The sequence below is a fragment of the Pseudomonas cichorii genome, from assembly GCF_019719005.1.
GTDB classification, from domain to species: Bacteria; Pseudomonadota; Gammaproteobacteria; order Pseudomonadales; family Pseudomonadaceae; genus Aquipseudomonas; species Aquipseudomonas cichorii_E.
In genome coordinates this window covers 126,712-139,519 of the sequence record NZ_JAIGPJ010000004.1, presented here as the reverse complement: position 1 = coordinate 139,519, position 12,808 = coordinate 126,712, and the positions used below count along the sequence as shown (strand labels likewise).

Here is a 12,808-nt window from a genome sequence, read left to right as displayed (position 1 = left end):
CATGGCGAGTGTCTACAAACGCCCCGATAAAGTATTCGATCCATCCAGACCGGGCTCATTACCAATCAATCTGGCACGCCACACAGGCAATTCGCTCTTATCCACATCCAGACGTTTTAACCACTGATCAGCCAACCAGCCGACCAAGCGCAATTCACCATCACGCGAGCCGCCGTGCAGGGAGCCTATCGTTTCATAGCGAATGCTTTTAAGCGCGTGGTTCAGCAGTACGTATGCCGCCGGTTTTGGGTCTTCGGCATCACCGGTCAGGTAGGGATAGGCTCCGGCTTGTATCACCAGGGCTTCCTCGCAACGGTAGAGGGCGAAGTGGCTCGGTGGCAGTTGCGTGCGCAATGCTTCCAGCCCGCCTGCCAACTCCACGCGCTCTTTATCAAGCAGTGTCAGCCAACTGACCGTTTTGATTTTGCTGGCTTTGAATTGTGGGCGATTAGCCAAGAGCGCCGCAGTGCCTACATCCAGTCCGGGCATGCGTGTGGCCATGAAGGCTTCTGTGGGTTGGTTGTCATCCCGCTTGGTTATCGAGAGGTTATAGGCATGGCCTGCGTAGCCCTGTATTGGATTCAGACGTTTCGAGAAGTCGATAAACAGTTGCAGAAACTTGAGCGGGTTCTGTTCCTGATAAATCAGGGGAACGGAGAACTCCAGAACGCTCAGGTCGTCTCCCATTTTGGCTTCCCAAGCTGGCTGGCCAAAAAACTCGAAGTACCAGGCGCTGGCGTCGTCAGGTTGCTTGCCGCTTGTGTAGTAAAAGCTCAGAGGATAATCCTCGTCCATGGCCGCCAACATTTCGCGCAGGGTTTTGGCTTTACTGTATGGCGTTAGCGGTTTTCCCTCTGGCGGTTCTTCGCGCCATAGCCAGGTGAGATGAGGCTCGGCAATATGTTTGAACTCATCGAAGCATTGGCAGACTGCCTCGCGTACTTGAGGCGTATGTGCTCTCTTGAAATAGAGCGTGCCGCGCAGGCAAAGCACGACCATTTCAGCCATGCTGCTGATCTTCGTTTTTCTGGTAGTGTCTGGCTATTTCTTGCCAGATGTATTTGTATCTGTAGCTTAACCACTGGGTGAGTAGTTTATCCCGCTGACGTCGAAGAGAGCTTTTCATGCGTGCTTCGAGCATTTCGTTAATGTCTTTTTCCAGCTCATCTCTGTTGAAGCAAAGCCAGGTGGTCGGAATCACGCTACCAAGGTTGGAGTGGCAAACAGGCGCAACCTCTGAATAGAGAATGCTTTTTATCTCTTCCGGCTCAAGGTGCTTGACCTGTTTTGCAATGGCGGCGTAGTCAACTTCGTTATCCACAAACGCATCTGATAATACACACCATACATTTGCCCGGTCTTGTTGGCTTATAGAACTTTCCACTTGGAAAACTCCTCCAGTTCTTCATCCAGACTATCGGCAGCCAGGCTGGCGGCGATACCGCCAACAATGCTGCCTGCCAGGACGATAGCCACTGCACATATCGGTGCTCCCGGACCGCAAATCGCCGATACGGTTAGCCCTGCCAAACCACCTCCAGCTGCGCCGCCTCCTAGGATCATACCTTGTCGGGCTGCTTCCTTGACATGATTGTCTGCATTCATGATTTCATAGACAGCAAAAGTTGCTGTGACAAGAAGTCCCACCTTTCCCATGATTTTCATTTTTTGAGTGCCATGGGTTACAGCAGCGTTATCGCGCCCAGACGACTCCAGGATCGAATAATGCACTTTGTTCTTTTGTTCGGCGGTCAGTTTGTCGTATTCGAGATTTTCTATGCGTAAAGCGTATTTATCGAGGGTTTCTTGCAGCGTGGGTGGAAGTCTCTTTTTTCGTTCGGCATAGGCCAGGGCGTGGGCAGAGGTGAACTTCCGATGTTCCTGCATAATTCGATTACGCATTTCCTGGCAGAACTCGACTCCTTCGCGAGCAGTAATTTTCCCGGCAATCACTTCTGCTTTGGTTTCAATCGACATGCGTTTGATGTTGTTCATGTAGCTGGTGCGGACATTTGCGTCAGAGATTGCATCTGCAGAAAATTTTGTCGCAGCGCCTTCCATGCCAGCAATTGCCATGTCTAATGGCGAGCTTTCCAGCGCGTGAGTCTTCTGGACAACGTAGCTTCCCGTTGTAAGCAAAGGCTCAGACATGAAATGTTCCTTATTTCAAGGTTGCGTTGAAAAGGTTGTCGAATAGGGACGCGCCCTCCAGTTCGTCTTGAGTACCAAAGACAAGTTTCTGGCAAACCTTTCCACTGATGTTTGCGAATTTCACCACGTTATCTGCATCAAACACGCCCGACAGCGTGCTCCCGTCTTCAAAATGCGCGATGCAGGTCAGGCCCTCATACGACTCAGGTGCTGGAGTGCTGAAGCTGATCCAGGTCGAGAGGATATTCAAGGGGCTTGGTGGGATAAACGGCGCAGGTGTATGCGTATCACCAATAATCACTGTCCCGGACCCGCCGATCACGACGTCCCCATGCGCGCCGGTCGTTCCAACCAATGCGGCGTTTTTGCCGTTGATAAAGACGGTAGTGGATACAGCCGAAGCCAGGGCGCTGCCACAGGTACAGGTGTCGCCTTGGCGGGCTGCTGCGAGCCCATCGAAAAATACATCAGGTGATCCAGAGGAAATTGCCTTGGCACCATGCCCTGGCATTGGGCAACTGGTCGGATCGCTTATACGTGCGGCAGGCTTTGCCATGTATGACTCCATGTCAGCGGACTTTAGCAATGGGCGACTTTATCAGAAGTTTTTTGAAAGCGAAGCGGGTTTGGGCCTTGGGAGTTGTCTGAGTTTCAGTTGTCGCGGGCATACGTGCTCCTACAACCAAAATCAGAATATTCTTTCAGCAGCCATGCGCAGTTCATGCTTGTTGTAGGCGGTTGTGCGCAGCAAAATCGTCCATAACGTCGATCAGAGGTCTTCGTCGTGTCGTCACCAAGGCCGGCTGCATCAGCGTCCAGAGGCTGAGCTTTTAATCTGCTCTGTTGAAAGGTGTAGGGGACGGCTAAAATCGTGGTTAACTTGTCCATACGACAAATGCACCGGAGGCAATCATGACTGCGTCTGCAAATGCTTCACTTTCTGAGCAAGCGATTACCCATCTGGAAGGGCAGATCCCAAGCGTTGCTGAGGGGGCCACTCGTGCGGCTTATGTCCGAGCTTTGGCTGCCGGTCATACCGTGCTCAAGGTTGAAGGAGCCTATATCGTTGCTTCGCAAGCCGATGGTTCGACTCGCGTCGTGGGTGATGCAAAGCCACGCCGAAAGGTAACGGTAGGTGCTAGCTTGAAAGTCCGCCGTATGGATTCTGCTCCAAGTGCCTAGGCCGAGATTGAGGATGTTTGCCGGCCCCAATGGCTCAGGTAAAAGCACTATCAAAGAGCAGATACCGCCTAACCTGATCGGTACTTACGTTAATGCCGATGAGATCGAAAAAACTGCCAAGGCCTCAGGCTTTCTGGACCTTGGCTCGTTTGGTGTTTGTTCAACATCTGATGAGCTTCATGCTTTTTTCACAGGGCATTCGCTGATATTGAAGTCCGGTCTTCAAGACCAAGCTCGACGGATCAAGCTGGATGGTCAATCCGTCGATTTTCGAGCTATCCAGATGAGTTCCTATTACGCCTCGGTCATTGCAGATTTCATCAGGCATAAGCTGCTGGAAAATAAGACCAGTTTCACCTTTGAAACGGTCATGTCATCGAGTGACAAGGTTGACTTCCTCAGGCTCGCTCAAGCCGAGGGTTATCGGACTTATTTGTATTTTGTGGCTACTGAGTCTCCCGAAATCAACATCAACCGGGTGGCCAACCGCGTCGGCGATGGCGGGCATAACGTGCCGCAGGAAAAGATCATCAAACGCTATTATCGTTCGCTAGAACTTTTGCCAGAGGCTATAGCTGCGTCAAATCGTGCCTTTATTTTCGATAACTCTGGTGAGCAGGCGATTTTCATGGCGCAGGTTACTGAAGGCTCAACCTTAGATTTCCATCATGACGAAATTCCAGATTGGTTTATGAATGCCTATGTAGATAACGTTTTGGGAGGCTGATTATTCAGGATGGCATGTTCTGGTGCCTTCAAAGAAAACAGGCTGCTTATAGCGTTTTCATTTCATATAAATATTTGGATTCGTCTTACGCTGTCGCGGGCAAGCCCCCTCCCACAGGTTCACATTCATTCTCAAGGGCTGTGTGAACGCTGCTGGCCTTGTCGCGAATAAGCGGAGCGCCGCCCGATTCTTACTCCTCAAAACACCCCTTCAACCGATCCCGAAAGCTCTTTATCAGCGGCTCCTTCGATCGCCCTCGCCTCAACGCCAACGAAAACGGTGCCTGATACCCGAAAGTCGTCGGCAGCAACACCTTCAGCCGCTTCTGGTCCACCCAGAACTGCGCGTAGTGCTCCGGCAAGTAGCCGATATACGCGCCGGACAGTACGAGGATCAGTTGGGCTTCCATGGATTCCACTGTCGCGGCGCTGTGTTTGAAGCCGTGGCGGGCAAGTTCGGCCTGGCTCCAGTAGCCGCGGCCGACCATGCGTTGCTGGGTGATGACTTCGGCGGGGATGCGGCGCTGGTTGAAGAGTTCGTGGCGGTCGCTGCAGTACAGCCAGTGTTGTTCGCGGTAGAGGCCTTGGTACATGAGGCCGTTCATGCGGATGGAGAAGGCGCCGATGGCGAGGTCGATGCGGTTTTCCTGTAGGCCGAGTTGCAGTTGCGCGGGGCTGAGGACTGAGAGGTGCAGGTGTACGGCGGGGTGTTCTTTGCTGTAGGCGCCGATGACGTCGGCCAGTGGCAGGGCCGGGTCGCTGACGGTGGTGTCGAGTACGCCGAGGTTGAGGGTGCCGCGCAGTTCGCCTTTGAGGGCGGCGCTGTAGCGCTCGAAGCCTTCGAGTTCGGCCAGCAGGCGCAGGGTTTCCTGGTGGAAGAGTTCGCCTTTGCTGGTGAGGCTGAAGCCGCCGCGGCCACGGTGGCAGAGCACCAGGCCGAGTTGGGTTTCGAGCTGGCTCATGTAAGTGCTGATGGCGGAGGTGGAAAGGTTGAGTTCCTGTTGTGCGGCGGCAAAGCCCTGATGGCGTACCACGCTGGCGAAGATGCGCAGCAGTTTGAGGTCGGGCAGGGCTGAGGACATGGGGGCTCCTGTTCATTTGGCTGTCGCCAGCAAGCTGCCTCTCACAGGGATGGGTCATGCTGGTGCGAGCTGGCAGTGTATCTGGCGATAGTTTAGAAATCTCTGAAGTAATTATTTGCTGGCAGCGATGTGTCTGTTTGTCGCGGCTCTCCAGAATGACCTCACTTTCAATGTGAACAAGGTGAGGCCTCCCGTGGACAAGACTTTCCACCAGCCCCTGGGCGGCAATGAGATGCCCCGTTTCGGTGGTATCGCCACGATGCTGCGCTTGCCCCATGTGCAGGCCCCAGAAGAGCTTGAGCGTCTGGATGCCGCGTTTGTTGGTATTCCGCTGGATATCGGCACGTCGTTGCGCTCGGGGACTCGTTTCGGGCCGCGGGAGATTCGGGCCGAGTCGGTGATGATCCGTCCCTACAACATGGCCACGGGCGCAGCGCCGTTTGATTCGTTGAACGTGGCGGACATTGGCGATGTGGCGATCAATACGTTCAACCTGCTGGATGCAGTGCGGATCATCGAAGAGGCCTACGACCGGATTCTGGGTCACGGTATTGTCCCGCTGACCCTGGGCGGCGACCACACGCTGACGCTGCCGATCCTGCGGGCCATTCACAAGAAGCACGGCAAGGTCGGGCTGGTGCATATCGATGCCCATGCCGACGTCAACGATCACATGTTCGGCGAGAAGATCGCCCACGGCACCACGTTCCGTCGCGCTCAGGAGGAAGGCCTGCTGGACAGCGATCGCGTGGTGCAGATCGGCCTGCGGGCGCAGGGTTACACCGCCGAGGATTTCAACTGGAGTCGCAAGCAGGGTTTTCGTGTGGTGCAGGCCGAGGAATGCTGGCACCAGTCGCTGACGCCGCTGATGGCCGAGGTGCGGGAGAAAGTGGGCGGCGGGCCGGTGTATCTGTCGTTCGATATCGACGGCATCGACCCGGCCTGGGCACCGGGCACCGGTACGCCGGAAGTCGGCGGGCTGACCACGATTCAGGCGCTGGAGATCATTCGCGGTTGCCAGGGGCTGGATTTGATTGGCTGCGATCTGGTGGAGGTGTCGCCGCCTTATGACACCACCGGCAATACCTCGTTGCTGGGAGCCAACCTGTTGTACGAAATGCTGTGTGTGTTGCCGGGTGTGGTGCGTCGGTAAAAGCCCCTGATCGGCATTAACTCGTAGGAGCGAATTTATTCGCGAAAGGCCAGTACATCCAAAGAACATGTAGCGCCTTTGATGACGTCTTCGCGAATGAATTCGCTCCCACAGATCTCCCACAGACCTTATGTGACAGGCGCTGGAGCAGCCCATGAAGCTGGAAATCTTTCGTACCTTGTGGGGTTATCGCGGCACGTGGCAGCAGGCGCTGGATGAAGCCCGTGCTGCGGGTTTCGAGGGCTTCGAGGCGCGTATCCCCGAGCAGCAGGCCGAGCGTGCGGCGTTCGCGGCTTTCCTGCGTGACAACCGGGTGCCGTATATCGCGATTCTGTTCACTTCCACGCCGGTACTGCCTTTGCAGTCGGATACCCCGGCTGAGCATCTGGCGGATTTCAGGCGCAAGTTGCAACTGGCCGCCGAGCTTGAGCCGCGCTTTGTGAATGTGTTGGCTGGCAATGATCGCTGGCCGCTGGCCCGGCAGGTGGATTTTTTCGGTGAGGCGCTGGAGGTTGCAGCGCGCAGCGGTTTGACCTGCAGTTTCGAGACGCATCGGGCGCGTTCGCTGTTCAATCCGTGGCTGACCCTGCAACTGATCGAGCAGGTACCGGACCTGCGTTTCACCAGCGATATCAGCCATTGGGTGGTGACTTGCGAGCGGCTGCTGGATGACCCGGCTGATGATCTCAGTGCTTTTGTCGAGCGCGTTCATCACATTCAGGCGCGGGTGGGTTACGACCAAGGCCCGCAGGTGCCGCACCCGGCAGCTCCGGAATACGCCGCAGCGCTGGCGTTTCATCAGCAGCATTGGGAAGCGATCTGGCGTTCGCAACAGGCCCGTGGTTTTACCGGCACAACCCTGACGCCCGAGTTTGGCCCCGATGGTTATCTGCATCATCTGCCTTTCACCGATGTGCCGGTGGCGGATCTGTGGAGCCTCAATGCCTGGATGGGCCGCACCGAGCGTGAGCATTTCAAGGCCTTTTCCAATCGTCCAGAGAGCCTATTGCCATGAGTGAACGTTCAGCTTTCACCCGCATTCCTGTGGTCGATATTCACGGTCTGTTCAGCGAGCGTCTGGAAGACCGACAGGTCGTGGCCCAGGCCCTTGGCGATGCGGCCCGGCATGTCGGGTTTCTCTACATCACCGGCCATGGCATCGCGCCGGAACTGGTCGATAACCTGCACCGCGCCGCCGAGCAGTATTTCGCTCAGCCGCTGGATGCCAAGATGCGTCATTACATCGGTACTTCCCAGACCCACAAGGGTTTCGTGCCCGAAGGCGAGGAGGTGTATGGCACCGGCAAGCCGGACCACAAGGAAGCCTTCGATATCGGTTTTGAAGTGCCCGCCGACAATCCGCTGGTGCTCGCCGGTACGCCGCTGCTTGGCCCCAACGACTGGCCGAGCCTGCCGGGTTTTCAGGCGGCGGTGCAGGCATATTACAAGGCCGTGTTCGCGTTGGGGCATCAGCTATTTCGCGGCTTTGCCCTGGCCCTTGGGCTGAATGAGCATTCCTTTGATGACATGGCCTGTTTTCCGCCCTCTAAGCTGCGCCTGATCCATTACCCCTATGACGGCGAAGCCCAGGACGCTCCCGGTATCGGCGCTCACACCGATTACGAGTGCTTCACCATTCTCAAGGCCGACCAGCCGGGCCTGGAGGTGATGAACGAGCAGGGCGAGTGGATCGATGCACCACCCTTGGGCGATGCCTTTGTGGTGAACATCGGTGACATGCTGGAAGTGATGACCGCCGGTGCTTTTGTCGCCACGGCCCATCGCGTGCGCAAGGTCAGGCAGGAGCGTTATTCGTTCCCGCTGTTCTATGCCTGCGACTACCACACCCTCATCAAACCGTTGCCGCAGTTCGCGGCCGGTGAGCAGAACTATGAGCCCATCGCCATTGGCGAACACATGTGGGCCCAGGCCTTGCAGACGTATCAATATCTTCGCCAGCGTGTGGCCAGCGGGCAGATTGCCTTGCCGGAACGCGCCAGAAAGCCTTCAAGCTTCGGGCACCTGAAAAACCAGAGCGTGACTTTGTGATCTGCCTTTTCCCTCAACCTGGAATGACGACTATGCAAAACACCACGCTTTCGCGCCTTGCCACTTCTGTGCTTGGCCTGTCCTTGTTGTTCGCGGGCAGCGCCCAGGCGGCATCGACTGCCACGCCCGGCACGCTCAAGGTCGGTATGGAAATCTCCTATCCGCCGTTCGAGTCCTACGACGGCGACAAGGTTGTGGGCTTCGACCCGGAAGTGTCCGCCGCACTGGCCAAACACATCGGCGGCCTGAAGGTGGAGTTCGTCGACACGCGCTTTCCGAACCTGATCCTGGGCCTGAATGCCAACCGTTTCGACACCATCATTTCGGGCATGTACATCACCGAAGAGCGCACCAAACAGGCGGAAGCCATTCCTTACGCGCAGGTCGGCGCAGCGATCATGGTGCGCAGCGACAGCACCGCCAAACCGCAGCAGCCTGAGGATTTGTGCGGCCTGAAAGTCGGCCTGCAGCAGGGCACCAACTGGATCAACCAGCTCAAGGCGGTGTCCAGCGATTACTGCGCCAAGCAGAACAAGGGCGAGATCCTGATCAGCGAATTCCCGACCACGGCTGAAGCGTCCCAGGCGTTGATGTCCGGCAACATTCAGGCGCATCTGGAAATCTCCGCCGCTGCGCAAATGATCATCGACAAGGCCCGTGGCCGCATTGTCATCAGCTCGCAGAAGTCGCTGTACGCACAGACCCTGGGCATCTACGTGAAGAAGGGCAACGCCGAGCTGATTGAACAACTGCGCAGCGCGTTAGAGGCTTACAAAAAGAGCGGCGAGTACAGCCAGTTGCTCAAGAAATACAACCTGGACCCGGCGTAACACGCCTGTTTCTACCGGGTCAGACGACATCGATATGTCGGCTTTACTGGCCCCGTGGGAGAGATAACCCGCCGCCTCGGTGCCGCGTTGTCGCACTGCAAACAGGTAGGAGCGCGCTTGCCCGCGACCGAGTGCGAAGCGCTCGCAAAATATACGACTGCTAACGCAGCCGGTCGCGGGCAAGCGCGCTCCTACAATGACGTATGTTCCGTTTTGTTTGATGCGTCGATGGCTCCAGAGCCTTTGTATTCACCTGATTCGCCGAGGTCATCATGGCATTTGATTGGGCCTATTTTTTCTCGCTGTTTTCTGTCTCTGCCTTCTGGAAAGCCTGCCTTACCGTGGTTCAGTTGAGCACTTTGTCCTGGTCCATCGGGCTGGTGCTGGGCTTTCTGTTGGCCAGTGCCAAACTGTCCGGCCATGCCTGGTTGCGCATGCCGGCGAGTTTTTATATCTGGCTGTTTCGCAGCATCCCGTTATTGGTGCTGCTGGTGTTCGTCTACAACCTGCCGCAGTTGTTTCCTGTGACCGGCAGCGTGTTGTCGCAGCCGTTCTATTCCGGTTTGATCGCGTTGGTGCTGACCGAAACCGCTTACATGGCCGAGATCCATCGCGGTGGGTTGCTGTCGGTGCTCAAGGGCCAGCGTGAAGCAGCCAAGGCGCTGGGCATTCGCGGGGTCGGCGCGCAGCGGCTGGTGATCATTCCCCAGGCCATTCGCATCTCTTTACCGACGCTGACCAACGAATACGTGACCATCGTCAAACTCACTTCGCTGGTGTCGGTGATTTCCCTGAACGAGTTGCTGCTGGTGGGCCAGCGGCTGTACGCGCAGAACTTTCTGGTGCTGGAAACCCTGGCGGCCGTGGCCATTTATTACGTGCTGATCGTCACGCTGTTCGGCTGGCTGCTGCAATGGGCCGAGCGTCACCTGGACCTGTCACGCAAGAACGCCCGCACCCTCGATGACACGCAAGCCCAGGCCCTGCGCCAACCAGTGAGTGCCAGCAAGAAACGCAACGAGCCAGCGCCAGGGCAAGCCGATGCCTTGTGGCTGCGCAACATTCACAAACGCTATGGCAATCACGAAGTCCTTAAGGGCATTGATCTTGTGGTCAAGCCCGGTGAGGTGATTTCCATCATTGGCCCGTCCGGCTCGGGCAAGACCTCGCTGATCCGTACCATCAACAGCCTGGAAAGCATTGATCGTGGCGAGATCGTGCTGTTCGGCAATGACTTCATCAAGGCTGGCAAGCGTGACGATGCACCGGTCATTCGCCAGGGCATCCGGCGCATTGGCATGGTGTTCCAGAACTTCAACCTGTTCCCCCATCGCACCATCCTCGACAACGTCATCCTCGCGCCGCGCTATCACGGCCTGGCCGACTCCGCCGAACTGCGCCGCAAGGGCCATGGGCTGCTGGATCGGGTCGGGTTGCTGGCACATGCCCACAAATACCCGCATCAATTGTCCGGCGGCCAGCAACAGCGAGTGGCGATTGCCCGTGCCCTGGCCATGGAGCCGGACATTATGTTGTTCGACGAACCCACGTCGGCGCTGGACCCGGAGCTGGTGGGTGAAGTGCTCAATGTCATTCGTGACCTGGCCAGAGAGGGCATGACCATGTTGATCGTGACCCATGAAATGGATTTTGCGCTGTCGATTTCCGACCGTATCGTGTTCATGGAAAACGGCCATGTGGTGACCGACGCTTCGCCTGCATCGATCCGCAGCGAAGGCGACCCACGGGTGCGCCGCTTTATCGGTCTGGAACAGGAGGCAACGGCATGATGACCTGTGGCGAATTCCTCGTCAGGCAATTGCAGGCTTGGGGTGTCGATACCGTGTTTGGCATTCCCGGCGTACACACCATCGAGCTGTATCGCGGCCTGCCGGGCAGCGGCATCCGCCATGTCACACCGCGCCACGAACAGGGCGCGGGATTCATGGCTGACGGCTATGCGCGGGTCAGCGGCCAGCCCGGTGTGTGTTTCATCATCACCGGCCCGGGGATGACCAATATCCTCACCGCCATGGGCCAGGCCTATGCCGACTCGATTCCGATGCTGGTGATTTCCAGTGTCAACGAGCGGGCGCGGTTGGGGTTGGGTAACGGTTATCTGCATGAACTGCCGAACCAGCGTGCGATGGTCGCCGGGGTCAGTGCCTTCAGCCATACCCTGATGAGTGTTGATGAACTGCCCGCCGTACTGGCGCGTGCCTTTGCGGTGTTCGACAGCCAGCGTCCGAGGCCGGTACACATCGAGTTGCCGCTGGACATCATCACCGCGCCTGCCGACCACTTGGCCTTGCAGCCTCGTCAGGTCATCGCCCGACCAGCGCCGGATCTGGCGGCCATTCATGAAGCGGCAGCACGCTTGCGCGCTGCCCGGCGTCCGCTCCTGTTGCTGGGCGGCGGTTGCGTTGCAGCCATGGATGAAGCTCGCGAACTGGCAGCCCGCCTTGATGCGCCTACTGCCTTGACCATCAATGCCAAAGGCCTGCTGCCGGGGGATCATCCCTTATTGCTGGGCAGCAACCAGTCGCTGGTGCCGGTGCGGCAACTGGCGCTGGACGCCGATGTGGTACTGGCGATTGGCACCGAACTGGGCGAGACCGATTACGACGTGGTGTTCGACGGTGATTTCCGGATTGGTGGCGAGTTGATCCGTATCGATATCGATGCCGAACAGCTGACCCGCAACCATTCGCCGAGCCTGGCTATCCTCAGCGATGCCCGTCAGGCGATGCGCGCCTTGCTGGCCGAGTTACCAGTTTGTGCAGCAAATCCCGATAGCCCTGGAGCACAACGGGCGGCAGCGGTGCGCGAACAACTGGCTGAAGACTTCAGCGGTTGGGCGCATTACCGGAGGTTATTCGAGTGCGTATTGGAGGTGTTGCCCGAGGCGCGTTTTGTCGGTGACTCGACCCAGACCGTGTACAGCGGCAATCACCTGGTCGAACTGAACGGCCCGCGCCGCTGGTTCAACGCCTCCACCGGCTACGGCACGCTGGGCTACGGCCTGCCCGCCGCACTCGGCGCAAAACTGGCCGAGCCTGAACGAGCGGTAATCAGTTTGATGGGGGATGGCGGCATCCAGTTCACGCTGCCAGAACTGGCCAGCGCCGTGGAAGCGCGAATCGCGATCATCGTGCTGTTGTGGAATAACCAGGGATATGGCGAGATCAAGCGCTACATGGAACGCCGGGACATCACGCCGCTAGGCGTGGACATCTACACCCCGGACTTCCTCACCATTGCCCGAGGTTTCGGCTGCGCCGCCGAACGCGCCCGCGACCACGCCCACCTGCAAACCCTGCTGCGCGACGCACCGAATGACCGCCCGCTGATCATCGAAATCAACGAAGCGCCACCGTTTGCGCCGTGAGTAAAGAAGCCGTCGCCAGCAAGCTGCCTCCCACGCAATTATGGGAGGCAGCTTGCTGGCGACATGGCATTTGAAGGCGGTACATGCTTTTGGGGTGTACTGTCTTTCGCGAATGAATTCGCTCCTACGGCGGTAGATGCGAATTTATTCGCGAACATGCCGTAAACCCATCTCCAGCAGATGTATGCAGTGCATAGAAAAATAGTCACTGTGGCTTTTTTTTGCCGTCAACGCCTAAAAATGTAGG

The 12,808-nt window shown here is 57.3% G+C and carries 13 protein-coding genes; 8 read left to right on the top strand and 5 right to left on the bottom strand.

Features of this window, described 5'->3' with window-relative positions; translation table 11 throughout:
• Window positions 1–12 precede the first annotated feature (12 nt).
• The 4 genes from K5D32_RS05640 to K5D32_RS05625 are packed head-to-tail and all read right to left on the bottom strand — an operon-like array spanning window position 13 to window position 2,707.
• Entirely contained in the window at window positions 13–1,008 is a 996-nt protein-coding gene (locus K5D32_RS05640) for a DUF3396 domain-containing protein (RefSeq protein WP_221599445.1), read from the bottom strand.
• Window positions 1,001–1,384: a hypothetical protein gene (locus K5D32_RS05635; RefSeq protein ID WP_311775768.1), complete on the bottom strand. Its 384-nt coding sequence runs from the start codon at window positions 1,382–1,384 to the stop codon at window positions 1,001–1,003. The genes K5D32_RS05640 and K5D32_RS05635 overlap by 8 nt, the downstream gene beginning before the upstream one ends.
• Window positions 1,369–2,151, bottom strand: a complete 783-nt coding sequence (locus K5D32_RS05630) for a hypothetical protein (protein WP_221560642.1) — start codon at window positions 2,149–2,151, stop codon at window positions 1,369–1,371. The genes K5D32_RS05635 and K5D32_RS05630 overlap by 16 nt, the downstream gene beginning before the upstream one ends.
• A 10-nt stretch (window positions 2,152–2,161) precedes the next feature.
• Window positions 2,162–2,707 carry a PAAR domain-containing protein gene (locus K5D32_RS05625; protein ID WP_221577430.1) on the bottom strand — a complete coding sequence of 182 codons (546 nt, stop codon included), beginning with the start codon at window positions 2,705–2,707 and terminating at the stop codon, window positions 2,162–2,164.
• Between the two features lie 356 nt (window positions 2,708–3,063).
• On the opposite strand from K5D32_RS05625, the gene K5D32_RS05620 reads away from it, so the two are divergent.
• Together K5D32_RS05620 and K5D32_RS05615 are read left to right on the top strand one after the other, a co-directional pair.
• The gene (locus tag K5D32_RS05620; RefSeq protein WP_221527588.1) at window positions 3,064–3,333 is read left to right on the top strand and encodes a hypothetical protein; all 270 of its coding nucleotides are present in this window, start codon (window positions 3,064–3,066) and stop codon (window positions 3,331–3,333) included.
• The gene (locus tag K5D32_RS05615; protein ID WP_221527589.1) at window positions 3,326–4,060 is read left to right on the top strand and encodes a zeta toxin family protein; all 735 of its coding nucleotides are present in this window, start codon (window positions 3,326–3,328) and stop codon (window positions 4,058–4,060) included. The genes K5D32_RS05620 and K5D32_RS05615 overlap by 8 nt, the downstream gene beginning before the upstream one ends.
• Before the next feature lie 190 nt (window positions 4,061–4,250).
• Here K5D32_RS05615 and K5D32_RS05610 read toward each other — a convergent pair whose 3' ends face one another.
• Window positions 4,251–5,141 (bottom strand): LysR family transcriptional regulator, encoded by an 891-nt coding sequence (locus tag K5D32_RS05610; RefSeq protein ID WP_221599444.1) that lies wholly within the window; start codon window positions 5,139–5,141, stop codon window positions 4,251–4,253.
• Between the two features lie 193 nt (window positions 5,142–5,334).
• Here K5D32_RS05610 and speB point away from each other — a divergent pair, with 193 nt between their 5' ends.
• From speB to K5D32_RS05580, 6 genes are all read left to right on the top strand, one after another.
• Window positions 5,335–6,294 (top strand): agmatinase, encoded by a 960-nt coding sequence (speB, locus tag K5D32_RS05605; RefSeq protein WP_216703816.1) that lies wholly within the window; start codon window positions 5,335–5,337, stop codon window positions 6,292–6,294.
• A 154-nt stretch (window positions 6,295–6,448) separates the two neighbouring features.
• On the top strand, window positions 6,449–7,309 hold the full coding sequence (locus K5D32_RS05600) for a sugar phosphate isomerase/epimerase (RefSeq protein WP_221599443.1): 861 nt from the start codon (window positions 6,449–6,451) through the stop codon (window positions 7,307–7,309).
• Window positions 7,306–8,343, top strand: a complete 1,038-nt coding sequence (locus tag K5D32_RS05595; RefSeq protein ID WP_221599442.1) for an isopenicillin N synthase family oxygenase — start codon at window positions 7,306–7,308, stop codon at window positions 8,341–8,343. Before K5D32_RS05600 ends, K5D32_RS05595 begins: the two co-directional genes overlap by 4 nt.
• Before the next feature lie 32 nt (window positions 8,344–8,375).
• On the top strand, window positions 8,376–9,173 hold the full coding sequence (locus K5D32_RS05590; protein ID WP_221592638.1) for an ABC transporter substrate-binding protein: 798 nt from the start codon (window positions 8,376–8,378) through the stop codon (window positions 9,171–9,173).
• Window positions 9,174–9,445: 272 nt separating this feature from the next.
• On the top strand, window positions 9,446–10,963 hold the full coding sequence (locus K5D32_RS05585) for an amino acid ABC transporter permease/ATP-binding protein (protein ID WP_221599441.1): 1,518 nt from the start codon (window positions 9,446–9,448) through the stop codon (window positions 10,961–10,963).
• Window positions 10,960–12,561: a 5-guanidino-2-oxopentanoate decarboxylase gene (locus K5D32_RS05580; protein ID WP_221599440.1), complete on the top strand. Its 1,602-nt coding sequence runs from the start codon at window positions 10,960–10,962 to the stop codon at window positions 12,559–12,561. The genes K5D32_RS05585 and K5D32_RS05580 overlap by 4 nt, the downstream gene beginning before the upstream one ends.
• The last annotated feature ends 247 nt before the right edge of the window (window positions 12,562–12,808 follow it).

Bases quoted from the DNA above. Each gene is read 5' to 3' on its own strand.
- K5D32_RS05640 (WP_221599445.1), bottom strand. From the start codon at position 1,008: ATGGCTGAAATGGTCGTGCTTTGCCTGCGCGGCACGCTCTATTTCAAG.
- K5D32_RS05630 (WP_221560642.1), bottom strand. From the start codon at position 2,151: ATGTCTGAGCCTTTGCTTACAACGGGAAGCTACGTTGTCCAGAAGACT.
- K5D32_RS05625 (WP_221577430.1), bottom strand. From the start codon at position 2,707: ATGGCAAAGCCTGCCGCACGTATAAGCGATCCGACCAGTTGCCCAATG.
- K5D32_RS05620 (WP_221527588.1), top strand. From the start codon at position 3,064: ATGACTGCGTCTGCAAATGCTTCACTTTCTGAGCAAGCGATTACCCAT.
- K5D32_RS05610 (WP_221599444.1), bottom strand. From the start codon at position 5,141: ATGTCCTCAGCCCTGCCCGACCTCAAACTGCTGCGCATCTTCGCCAGC.
- K5D32_RS05600 (WP_221599443.1), top strand. From the start codon at position 6,449: ATGAAGCTGGAAATCTTTCGTACCTTGTGGGGTTATCGCGGCACGTGG.
- K5D32_RS05595 (WP_221599442.1), top strand. From the start codon at position 7,306: ATGAGTGAACGTTCAGCTTTCACCCGCATTCCTGTGGTCGATATTCAC.
- K5D32_RS05590 (WP_221592638.1), top strand. From the start codon at position 8,376: ATGCAAAACACCACGCTTTCGCGCCTTGCCACTTCTGTGCTTGGCCTG.
- K5D32_RS05585 (WP_221599441.1), top strand. From the start codon at position 9,446: ATGGCATTTGATTGGGCCTATTTTTTCTCGCTGTTTTCTGTCTCTGCC.
- K5D32_RS05580 (WP_221599440.1), top strand. From the start codon at position 10,960: ATGATGACCTGTGGCGAATTCCTCGTCAGGCAATTGCAGGCTTGGGGT.